This window comes from Acidobacteriota bacterium (assembly GCA_034211275.1).
Lineage (GTDB): Bacteria > Acidobacteriota > Thermoanaerobaculia > Multivoradales > JAHZIX01 > JAGQSE01.
The window spans coordinates 1-2,832 of sequence record JAXHTF010000342.1 but is presented as its reverse complement, the minus strand read 5'-3'; the positions used below and the strand labels follow the sequence as shown (position 1 = coordinate 2,832).

Annotated in this window: 1 protein-coding gene; it reads left to right on the top strand. The window is 73.2% G+C overall.

The annotated features are described in order from the left end of the window. Nucleotides 1-2,832, top strand: a 2,832-nt coding sequence (locus SX243_25745; GenBank protein ID MDY7096394.1) for a condensation domain-containing protein, incomplete at both ends; no start/stop codon positions are given.

Here is a 2,832-nt window from a genome sequence, read left to right as displayed (position 1 = left end):
GGTTGGGGGACGGGGCCCTACCCACTCCCCGGGCCGCCGACGCCGCCTACGTCATCTACACCTCCGGCTCGACGGGTCAGCCCAAGGGCACCTGGCTGACCCACGGCGGGCTGGCGAACCTGGTGGCCTGGCACGGCAGCCTCCACGGCGAGCCGTCGGCGGACGGCTGGGGCCGTCGTCCGGGGGTGCGGACGACGCTGTTGGCGGGGCCGGGCTTCGACGCTTCGGTGTGGGAGGTGTGGTCGTCCCTGGCGCTGGGGGCGACGCTGGTGCCGGTGCCGTCGGCGGTGGTCTCCCAGCCGCCGGAACTGATTCGCTTCCTGCACCAGCGCCAGGTGCGCCAGACCTTCCTGCCGACGCCGCTGGCGGAGGTGGTGATGGAGGAGCTGGATGCCGCCTCGGCTCGACAGCAGGAGCTGCCGTCGCCCGAGGACTGGTCGGTGGAGATGCTCTTCGTCGGTGGCGACCGGCTGCACCGGGGGCCGTCGGTGGTGGAAGGGGCGGATCGCGCCGCCTACCAGATGATGGATCTCTACGGCCCTACGGAGGCGACGGTGATCTCGGTGGCGAGCCGGGTGGCGGAGCCGGGGAGCGGCGTCGAGCACGCCATCGGCCGGCCGTTGCCGGGGGTCCGGAGCTACGTGGTGGACGAGGCTCTCCATCCGGTGCCGGCAGGGGTCGCCGGGGAGCTGGTGCTGGGGGGCGTGGGGCTGGCTCGGGGCTATTTGGGCCGCCCGGCGCGCACCGCCCAGGCCTTCGTCCCCGACCCTCTGGGAGGAAGAGAGGGCGAGCGCCTCTACCGCACCGGCGACCTGGCCCGCTTCCGTGCCGACGGCCGGGTGGATTTCCTGGGACGACGGGACCACCAGGTCAAGGTGCGGGGCTACCGCATTGAGCTGGGGGAGATCGAGGCGGCCCTGGGGCGCCAGCCGGGAGTCTCGGAGGCACTGGTTCTGGCTCTCCCTGCACCAGGAGGCTCGCGGCTGGTGGGCTATCTGGGTTGCCCCCGGGAGCGGGCGGAGATCTCTGCGGTGCGGGCGGCGCTTCGCCAAAGCCTGCCGGATTACATGGTGCCCACGGCCTTCGTGGTGCTGGAATCGCTGCCGCGCACCGCCAACGGCAAGATCGATCGCAAGACCCTGGCGCAGCTGGCGCCGGAGGCGGAGACTCAGGATGGCTCCCGAGGCCGGGCCCCCCGCGGCCCCCTGGAGGAGCTGGTGGCGGCGGCCTACGAGGAGCTGCTGGGAGCCTCGGAGGTGCGGGCGGAGGACGACTTTTTCGCTCTCGGCGGCCACTCGCTGCTGGCCACCCGGCTGGTGGCGCGGCTGCGCACGGCTTCGGGGGTGGATCTACCGCTGGATCGTCTCTTCGAAGCGTCGACGGTGGCGGAAGTGGCGCGGGCGCTGTCGGATTTGCTGGCGAGGGCCGGCTCCGAAGACGCCCCGCCGCCGCTGCGCCGCATCGACCGAGGGGACGACGGGCCGCTGCCCCTCTCCTTCGCCCAGCAGCGGCTGTGGCTGGTGGAGCAGCTGGAGCCGGGGACGGCGGCCTACGCGGTGCCGGCGTCGCTGGAGCTGCGGGGGGCGCTGGAGGCGGCAGCCCTGAGCCGCGCCCTGGGCTCGCTGCTGGAGCGCCAGCGGGCGCTGCGGGCACGGTTTCCGTCAGAAGCCGGCGAGCCGGTGCAGGAGCTGCTGCCGGCGCCGGAGCGGGCTTCGCTGCCGGTGGTGGATCTCGCCGGGCTGAGGGATCCGGTGGACGAAGCGACTCGCCTGGCGACGGTGGAGGCCCGCCGGCCCTTCGACCTGGAGCAGGGCCCGCTCTTCCGCTCCAGCCTGCTGCGCCTCGCTCCAGACCACCACCGCCTGGTGCTGAGCCTGCACCACGTGGTGGCGGATGGCTGGTCCATGGGGATCCTGGTGCGGGAGCTGGGGCAGCTCTACGCGAACGCGTCCGGCGCCGAGGAGGCAGCCCTCGCTCCGCTGCCGGTGGACTACGCCGACTACGCGGCCTGGCAGCGCAGCTGGCTGCGGGGCGAGGTCCTGGAGCGCCAAGTGGCGGCGTGGCGGGAGGTGCTGGCGGGAGTGCCGGTGCTCGAGCTGCCCGGGGATCGCCCGCGGCCGGCGGTGCGCTCGACGGAGGGGGCGAGATTCCCGGTGCGGTTGGCATCGGAGCTCACCGAGAGGCTCCGTCGCCTGGGCCGGGACCACGGCGCCACCCTCTTCATGACCGTGCTGGCGAGCTTCCAGGAGTTGCTCTCCCGCCTCACCGGAGACCGGGACCTGGCGGTGGGAGTGCCGGAGTCCGGCCGCGGCGTGCCCGAGGTCGAAGAGCTGGTGGGCTTCTTCGTCAACGTGCTGGTGCTGCGGGGGCAGCTGGCGCCGGAGGAGAGCTTCGGCCAGCGGCTGGCGGCGGCGCGGCGGACGGTGCTGCAGGCCTACGGTCACCGCTGGGTACCCTTCGAGAAGCTGGTGGAGGAGCTGTCCCCGGGGCGGGACTTGGCCCACACGCCCCTCTTCCAGGTGATGCTGGTGATGGACGGCGCTCCGCCGCCGTCGGCGTCCTGGGGCGAGTTAGAAGCCCAGCCGGTGGTGGTGGAGACGGGGGTGTCGAAATTCGATCTCACCCTCGCCCTTTCGGAGAGGGCCCTTGCCGAGGTGCCGGCGGAAGCATTGGCGGAGGGCTCGGAGGGGGAGACGGAGCTCGCCGGGTATTTCGTCTACCGCACCGACCTCTTCGACCGCAGCACCATCGCCCGCTGGGCCGGCTGGTGGCGCCGGCTCTTGGAGTCGGCGTTGGCGGAGCCAGAGAAGCCCGTGGCGGAGCTCTCGCTCC